Below are 8,285 nucleotides of genomic sequence, written 5' to 3'. Positions count from 1 at the left end.
CGCATCCGCACGCAGGTCTTGGACGGGCGCCGGGGCGCTTATGGCAAGGAAGTCCTGCCCACCCTGGCGGCGCAGTTGGTGAAGGAGTACGGCGGCAGCTTTGCCGAGCAGAACCTGCGCCGCATGGTGCAGTTCGCGGCCACCTTCCCCGACGAGCAGATTCTCGTATCACTGATACGAGAATTGAGCTGGACGCACTTCATCGCCCTGATCCCGCTGAAAGACCCGCTCCAGCGGGACTACTACGCACAGATGGCGAGCGCCGAACGCTGGAGCGTGCGGACGCTGCGCGAGCGCATCGACTCGATGTTGTACGAGCGCACGGCGCTGTCTCAAAAGCCGGGCGAGACGATCGCACAGGAGTTGGCGAAGATGCGCGATGCGCAGCGCATGTCGCCCGCCCTGATCATGCGCGACCCCTACATCCTCGACTTCCTGGGGCTGCGGGACACTTGGCAAGAAGGCGACTTGGAGGCGGCGATCATCCGCGAAATGGAGTCGTTCTTGTTGGAGCTGGGCGCGGGTTTCAGCTTCGTGGCCCGGCAGAAGCGCATCCAGATCGACGGCGAGGATTTCCACCTCGACCTGCTGTTTTACAACCGCAAGCTGCGGCGGCTGGTGGCAGTGGAGTTGAAGGTCGGCGAGTTCAAGGCAGCTTTCAAGGGACAGATGGAGCTTTATCTTCGCTGGCTGGACAAGCACGAACGGGAGCCGGAGGAAGCCTCGCCTCTGGGGATCATCCTTTGCACCGGCAAGAAGCGCGAGCAGATCGAATTGCTGGAGTTGGACAAGTCGGGCATCCACGTCGCCGAGTACCTGACCGCCTTGCCGCCGAGGGGCGTGCTAGTGGAGCGGCTGCAACAAGCAACGCAACGGGCGCAGTTGCAGATCGAGCAGCGCAAGACCGACAACGAGTAGTCCTGTCTCAAGCAGTCGGGCGTCCCGGCGTGCCGCCGTCGCGCTGTCGTGCTGCGCATCGAGCCTCGCTGCGCGAGTCTCGCCCCTGTCGGGCTTCCATCACTGACGCCTCCGGCCCGGCTCGCTGATCCGCGCCTGCGCGCTTCGCTTGCCAAAAACCCGCGTGCGTGGGGTGGTGTGAGGGGGCGGTCTTGCTGTGTCCCTTCACCGTATCACGGCGTTCTCGCCGTGCAAGGGCTGCGCGCGCCTTGCGCGCTTGCGTCCTGGCGGCCGTCTGCGACCCCTGACTGCTGCGCTGCGCCGTGAGGGCGACGGTTCCGGGCAATTCCGCCCTTGCAACCGGAGAACCGTCATGAACGACAAATCACACGTTTCCCTCGAACAGCACGTTTGCCTGGTCTGCGGCACGGCGTTCGACACCGGCGCGATCCTGCTGGACAAGCGCCTGCGCGCGAGCATGGAGCGCCACACGGCGACCGGCTGGGGCCTGTGCCCCGAGCATCAGAAGCTGGCCGACGATGGCTTTGTCGCGCTGATCGAATGCGATCCGCAGCGCAGCGGCTCGCAGGCTGGCGGGCGCATGAAGCCCGAGCAGGCATACCGGACGGGCCGGCTGGCCCATCTGCGGCGCACGGTGTTCGCGCAGGTGTTCAACGTGCCGATCGCGGACGAGCAGGCTTGCGTGTTCGTTGAGCCTGGCGTGATCGAGCAGTTGCAGTCGATGACAGCGCCGGCGGCGGGCTGATTGCGTCGTGCGGCCTTCGGTGCGTCGCTCCTTCGCGGGCGGCGCACTTTTTCATATCCCCCCAGGGGGGATACAATTGCCACATGAACGCGACACACAAGCACTCAACCCATCCCGATCTCGTGAAGCGGCTGAAACGCGCCGATGGTCATCTTCGGCACGTCATAGGGATGATCGAAAGTGGCGAATCCTGTCTCGACATCGCCCGCCAGCTCGCGGCGGTGGAAAGCGCGGTGACGGCCGCAAAGCGCGTCCTGATCCACGACCACATCGACCATTGCCTGGCCCATGACGAAGACTCCGTTTTGACCGAAATGAAGGCACTGACCAAACTGCTCTGAGGCCCGCCGATGCTCTCCGTCCTGAAGAACCGTACCTATCGTCACCTGTTCGCCGCTCAGGTGATTGCGCTTGTCGGCACCGGCCTGATGACGGTGGCCCTTGGCCTGCTTGCCTACGATCTGGCCGGGGCGAATGCCGGCGCGGTACTCGGGACGGCACTCGCAATCAAGATGCTGGCCTATGTCGGAGTCGCCCCGGTCGCGCAGGCGTTCGCCGACCGGCTGCCGCGACGGTCGTTGCTCGTTGCCCTTGACCTAGTACGAGCATCCGTTGCGCTCTGCTTGCCCTTTGTCAGCGAAATCTGGCAAATCTATCTGCTGATCTTCGTCTTGCAGGCGGCGTCCGCAGGCTTCACGCCGACCTTTCAAGCCACTATCCCGGACATCCTTCCCGACGAAGACGAGTACACGAAAGCACTGTCGCTTTCCCGGCTGGCCTACGATTTGGAAAGCCTGATCTCCCCGATGCTGGCCGCCGCGCTACTGACGGTCATCAGCTTCCACAACCTGTTTGCCGGAACGGTTCTCGGCTTCCTCGTGTCAGCCGCGCTTGTGGTCAGCGTGAGGCTTCCCACAACCGTTCCCGGCCCGCGTCGTGGCATATGGGATCGCACTACGCGGGGCACGCGCATTTACCTCGCCACGCCGCGCCTTCGGGGTCTGCTGGCGATCAGCCTCGCTGTGGCAGCAGCGGGGTCAATGGTGATCGTGAACACGGTGGTCATCGTGAAGGCACGCTTCGGGCTGGGCGAATCCGAGGTAGCGTGGGCGCTGGCGGCCTTCGGAGGCGGGTCGATGGTTGCGGCCTTCGCGCTGCCTCGCCTGCTCGACAAGATTGCTGATCGACCTGTCATGATTGCGGGAGCGGCGATGCTGGTTGTGGGAACGGCAGCCGGGGCAATGATTCCGACCTATGCCATTCTGGTGGTGATCTGGTTGGTGGTCGGCTTCGGCTACAGCGTGGCGCAAACACCTTCCGGCCGGCTGTTGCGCCGCTCCGCTCATCCCGAGGATCGCCCCGCGGTCTTTGCCGCGCAATTCGCCCTGTCCCATGCGTGTTGGCTCATTTGCTATCCCTTGGCCGGTCGCTTCGGCGCTGCCTTTGGGCTGCAATCGACCTTCATCATCATGTCGCTGATTGGTCTTGTCGGAGTGGGACTGGCGCTGTGGCTCTGGCCCGCTAGTGATTCTTCCGACATCGCCCACGATCACCCTGATCTACCGCCAGATCATCCTCACTTGCGCGAACATGCAGACCGAGGCGGGCATCGTCATCCCATGATCGTTGACGATCTGCACCGGGACTGGGCGCGCATTTAAGAACCGCCCGCCTTTCACATCGCTGATGCCTCCGGCCCGGATTGCTATTCGGGCCTGCGCGCTTCGCTTGCCAAAAACCCCGTGCGTGGAGGTGCGAGGGAGGCCGTCTTGCTGTCCCCTTCATCGTGCCACGGCGTTCTCGCCGTCAAGGGCTGCGCGCCGATGGCGCTTGCGTCCTGGCGGCCGTCGTTGACCCCTGACTGCTTGCGCTGCGCCGTGCCCCGGAAGGGTCGGGCAATTCCGCCCGGCAACCTTTCAGGAGTTCACCATGAACAACGCACTCATCACTGACGAGCAGCGCATCGTGCTGCTGGCCAACGGCCGCGAATCCTTGGAAAACGCGGACTTCGATCCGGCGCCCGTGGTCAAGCTGTTCACGCCGGACGCCGGCGCGACCTGGCTGCTGACCGAGATTGATCCCGACGACCACGACCACGCCTTTGGTCTATGCGACCTGGGCCTGGGGGCACCGGAAATCGGCTGGGTCAGCCTGGGCGAGCTGGCGACGGTGCGCGGCGGGCTGGGCCTGCCGATCGAGCGCGACCTGTCTTTCCGGGCCGAGAAGCGATTGAGCGCCTACGCGCGCGATGCGCGGCTGGCCGGACGAATCGTTGTCTGACCCGGCCCTGGGAGCGCCGCAAGGCGCTCCTCAATGCCATGAGCAGCCACCACGACTACATCATCGAAATCACGGCGCAGCACGATGCGCTCAAGCCGTTCGCACCGGAGAACGGACAACCCTTGCGCTTCAAGATCGGCGACGCGGTGATCTACACCAACGAATACGGCGCACAGTTCCGGCACCGCGTCACCGGGTTCTACCGGCCCACCGGGCTGTCGGGTCTGTACGCGCGCGGTGCGCGCTACCTGCTGGACTCGTCATCGCCGTGGATGCCGGCTGCGGAATCCAGCCTGCGCCCTGACGACTCGGCGTGATGCCTTCGCGCGCCTTCCGGGGCGCTGCGCGCTTCGCTTGCCTCCAGGGGAAAGCCCTGCGGGCTATCCCCGCCGCGCAATGCTTGGCGCCCCTCAAAGACCGCCGAACCGGCTGCGCCGGATCGGCCAGACCACGGCAGTCGCTGTCGAACCTGTTTCCCGATGACTGGCGCATGAGCTTGTGCATCGAGCCTTGAAGTCCGGACGTCCCCGGCCAAGAAACATGGCCGGTCGCGCTGTCGTGCGCGTAGCGCATCGAGCCGCCTGCGGCGTCTCGCCCCATTCGGGCTTCCATCGTTCCCTCGCTCCGCTCGGCTGACGCCTCCGGCCCGGATTCCTAGATCCGGGCCTGCGCGCTTCGCTTGCCGTGCGATCGGCGTGTTGAGGGGCCGTTGCCATGTCCAGCCGTCTCCCCTGACTTCATCACCTTGTCCGCGACTGTAGCCCGCGCCCGTGCGCCGTCAAGGCGCGCAGGGCCGTGTCCTCGCTTCGCTGCGGGCCGCACCAACCCTGCGCTTGCCTCCTTGACGGCCCCCGTCCGCGCGCTCCTGACCGTCGCGGGCGATGAACTCAGGAAAGACGGTGGCAACAGGGCCAACCGGGTTCCTCGTGCCGACCGCACCAAACAGCCGAAAGGCTGGGCTCCGAATCTAGGAATCCGGTGTGCGGTGAACAGCAAACCCTTTTTTCTTTGTCAGGAGAAATGCCATGCAACTCGCATCCCGCTTCGCTTCCCGTTCCCCGGTGCTGCGTTCGGAACGTCCCTTGTCCGATGACCAAATCCGGGCAGTGGCCCCGTCCATCTTCGCGGAGGCACCACACGAAAGCCGCTCCGAGCGGTACAGCTACATCCCCACCGCGACCGTGCTGCAAGAACTGCGCGGGGAAGGCTTCGAGCCTTTCATGGTGACGCAAACCCGCGTGCGCCACGACGACCGCCGCGACTACACCAAGCACATGATCCGGCTGCGCCACGCCAGCCAGATCAACGGCCGCGAGGCCAACGAAATCATCCTGCTGAACTCCCATGACGGCACCAGTAGCTATCAGATGCTGGCCGGGATGTTCCGCTTCGTTTGCAGCAATGGCCTTGTCTGCGGCGACACCGTGGCCGACGTGCGCGTGCCGCACAAGGGCGACGTAGCCGGGCACGTCATCGAAGGCGCTTACGAAGTCCTGCACGGCTTCGACCGGGCGCAGGAATCCCGCGATGCCATGCGCGCCATCACGCTCGACGCCGGGGAATCGGAAGTGTTCGCCCGCGCTGCGCTGGCGTTGAAGTACGACGAGGACAAGCCCGCGCCCATCACGGAATCGCAAATCCTGATGCCGCGCCGCCACGACGATGACCGCCGCGACCTGTGGAGCGTGTTCAACCGCACGCAGGAGAACTTGACCAAAGGCGGCTTGTCCGCCCGCGCCGCGAATGGCCGCCGCCAGACCACCCGGCCCGTGCAGGGCATCGACCAAAGCGTGCGCCTGAATCGCGCCCTGTGGCTGCTGGCCGATGGCCTGCGCCAGTTGAAAGCCTGAATCCCCACGCGGCAGGGGCAGGCAGCAGCCCTTGCCGCTTCTCTCGCTGCTGCATCCCTAACCGCAAGGAGTTATCACCATGAACGCCGTACTCAAAACCGAAATCGCCGCCATCGAAACCGCCGCACCGCTGGAAATGGCCGACCCGTCCAAGAACCTGATTCTGGTTCCGCTGTCGCAGTTGCTGCCGCGCCGCTCCAAGCGCAACGCCCGCAAGATGCCGCGCCTGTCCATCCCCGAACTGGCCGCGAGCATTGCCCGCATCGGCCTGCTGCAAAACCTGATCGTCATCCTTTCCGCCGATGGCGAGGCTTACGAAGTGGTGGCCGGTGATCGCCGCCTGACCGCCTTGAAGCTGCTGGCGAAGAAGAAGCGCATCCCCGCCGACTACGAAGTGCCGTGCCTGCTGGTGCCCGATGCTTCGGCCCGCACCGTCAGCCTCGCGGAAAACCTGATGCGCGAGCAGATGCACCCCGCCGACCAGTTCGAGGCGTTCGCCGCGCTGGTCAAGGAAGGCCGGCCCATCGAGGACATTGCCGCCGACTTCGGCGTGTCCCCGCTGGTGGTGCAGCGCCGCTTGAAGCTGGCCCACATCGCGCCGCGCCTGATGGCCGACTATCGCGCCGGAACCGTCACGCTGGAACAGTTGATGGCCTTGACCATCACCGACGACCACGCCGCGCAGGAAGCCGCGTTCTATGGTGCGCCGGAATGGCAGCGCAGCCCGTCCAAGCTGCGCGAGCGCCTGACCGAGCGCGAAATCGACGCCACGCACGCGCTGGTGCGCTTCGTCGGGCTGGACACCTACCGGCAGGCAGGCGGCGGCATCCGCCGTGACCTGTTCGCGGAAGGCGATGCCGGAACCTACCTCACCGATACCGCAGTGCTGGAAACGCTGGTGCGCGACAAGCTGGCAACGCTGGCCGAGGACGTGCGCGCCGAGGGGTGGGCATGGGTGGAGGCCGTGCCGCATCTGGCCTACGAGGAACGGCAGGCGTTCCAGAACGCCCCGCGCCATCGTCGCGAGCCGACCACCCGTGAGGCCCGCCGCATCGCCTCGCTGGAAACCCGCCTCGAAAAGATCGACGGCGAACTGGAAGAAGCCTGCGACGCCGAGGACGAAGCCAAAGCCGAGAAGCTGGAACAGCGGCGCGATCAGGTGGTCGGGGAACTGCAAGACGCGGAGGACGCCTTACAGGGCTACACCCCCGAAGTGCGCGAGGTGGCCGGTGCCATCGTCACCATCGACCGCAACGGCGAAGCCGCCATTCATCGCGGCCTGCTGCGCGAAGCCGAGGCCAAGGCGCTGCGCACGCTGGAAAAGCTGCGGCGCGGTTTCGACAGCACCGAAGGCGAATCCGCCAACGACGAGCACGAGGACGCCGACGCGCCCAAGGCCGCAAGCCTGGCCGATGGCTCGGGCTGGATGCCCGCCATCTTCAAGGCCGCTGGCCCGCAGGATGCCGCGCAGGAAGAAGGCTCGGAGCAGGACGCCACGGAGGATGCCGAGGCAATGGCGGATGAACCCGCCGAGGCGCTGGCCGCTTGACCCGCGCCGAAGGCAAGCGCCCCGGCCTCGACCGGGGCGCTTCGCTGGAAGGAGAAGCCCCCATGACCCGCACCACCATTAGCCGCCCGCGCATGGCGGCGATCTACGCCGCTGGCACGGTACGCGCCCGCCGTTGGAACGGCGATGGCGACGTGCGCGGCTACCGCCCGCCCTCGGGCTGGACGGCCTGCGCCGACCTCACCGACATTCACCCCATCACGGGCCGCGCCTTGCCGCCTGCCGTGTGGTGGCTCATCGAGACGAAGGAATAACCGCGATCAGCACCGCAAAAATCCGGGCGCGGCAGTGGCCGCGCCCGGTGTTCAAGGCCACCAGCCGAATCGGCACGCCGCCGCCCTCGCGGCAGCTCAGACGGCGGCGTTGACGTGACCGGGCTTCCCGCCCGGTAATGGCAGGCCCGTATGGGTCTGCAAGCCGTAGCGCCCGCCGTGCGCGGGAATCACCAGCGGTTTTCGGCTTGCCGCGTGCATACCTCGCAGCGTAGGGCCGCGCCCATTTCATCAGAGGCATGTCCGCGTTTCCTGCTTAGAAATCTGGAACGGCCTGGGCGTGTCGGCGCATAGCGCCGCCGGGCTTTCGGGCTACGCCCCGTGCCGTCTTTGCCGTCACGGCCATTCGGCTTCAATCCCTCACGCCTTCGCGCCTGCGGCGCTGCGCGCTTCGCTTGCCTCCAGGGGAAAGCCCTGCGAGCTATCCCCGCCGCGCGATGCTTGGCGCCCCTCGATGCTGCCGAACCGGCTGCGCCGGATCGGCCCGCCCAACGTCCCGCCGCGATGGACGGGACGCTGGCGAACACGCTGGCGCTTGCTGCGGCAGGTTGTGCAGGTGCGTGCCGTCCTCAACGCTGGCGGTTCCTGCCCATCACGTCACGAAGGACGGTTCACGGACAACCCGCCCGGTATCGCTATGGAGCTTCCACGCC

At 66.0% G+C, this 8,285-nt stretch carries 8 protein-coding genes and 1 pseudogene; all 9 read left to right on the top strand.

Annotation, left to right across the window (positions count from 1 at the left end):
* A partial coding sequence (locus AAHM38_RS24950; RefSeq protein ID WP_342234382.1) for a PDDEXK nuclease domain-containing protein occupies positions 1-918 on the top strand: 918 nt, incomplete at its 5' end.
* 352 nt (positions 919-1,270) lie between these two features.
* Positions 1,271-1,663: a hypothetical protein gene (locus tag AAHM38_RS24945; protein WP_031637048.1), complete on the top strand. Its 393-nt coding sequence runs from the start codon at positions 1,271-1,273 to the stop codon at positions 1,661-1,663.
* Positions 1,664-1,746: 83 nt separating this feature from the next.
* A complete protein-coding gene (locus AAHM38_RS24940) occupies positions 1,747-2,004 on the top strand; it encodes a metal-sensing transcriptional repressor (protein WP_003111693.1) in 258 nt (85 codons plus the stop codon).
* Between the two features lie 9 nt (positions 2,005-2,013).
* Positions 2,014-3,324 carry an MFS transporter gene (locus tag AAHM38_RS24935; protein ID WP_031637045.1) on the top strand — a complete coding sequence of 437 codons (1,311 nt, stop codon included), beginning with the start codon at positions 2,014-2,016 and terminating at the stop codon, positions 3,322-3,324.
* A gap of 268 nt (positions 3,325-3,592) precedes the next feature.
* Positions 3,593-3,943 (top strand): DUF2958 domain-containing protein, encoded by a 351-nt coding sequence (locus tag AAHM38_RS24930; protein ID WP_031637043.1) that lies wholly within the window; start codon positions 3,593-3,595, stop codon positions 3,941-3,943.
* A 38-nt stretch (positions 3,944-3,981) separates the two neighbouring features.
* Positions 3,982-4,260: a hypothetical protein gene (locus AAHM38_RS24925; RefSeq protein ID WP_031637040.1), complete on the top strand. Its 279-nt coding sequence runs from the start codon at positions 3,982-3,984 to the stop codon at positions 4,258-4,260.
* Positions 4,261-4,968: 708 nt separating this feature from the next.
* Positions 4,969-5,793: a DUF932 domain-containing protein gene (locus AAHM38_RS24920; RefSeq protein ID WP_019396530.1), complete on the top strand. Its 825-nt coding sequence runs from the start codon at positions 4,969-4,971 to the stop codon at positions 5,791-5,793.
* 79 nt (positions 5,794-5,872) lie between these two features.
* Positions 5,873-7,207, top strand: a pseudogene (locus AAHM38_RS24915) (ParB/RepB/Spo0J family partition protein); the annotation flags it as partial.
* A 197-nt stretch (positions 7,208-7,404) separates the two neighbouring features.
* Positions 7,405-7,614, top strand: a complete 210-nt coding sequence (locus AAHM38_RS24910) for a hypothetical protein (protein WP_031636935.1) — start codon at positions 7,405-7,407, stop codon at positions 7,612-7,614.
* Positions 7,615-8,285: the final 671 nt, after the last annotated feature.

It is taken from the genome of Ralstonia sp. OTU4908, from assembly GCF_038440115.1.
Classification (GTDB): Bacteria; Pseudomonadota; Gammaproteobacteria; order Burkholderiales; family Burkholderiaceae; genus Ralstonia; species Ralstonia pickettii.
Note: the sequence above shows the minus strand (reverse complement) of the source record. Positions and strands in the feature narration are given on the sequence as shown.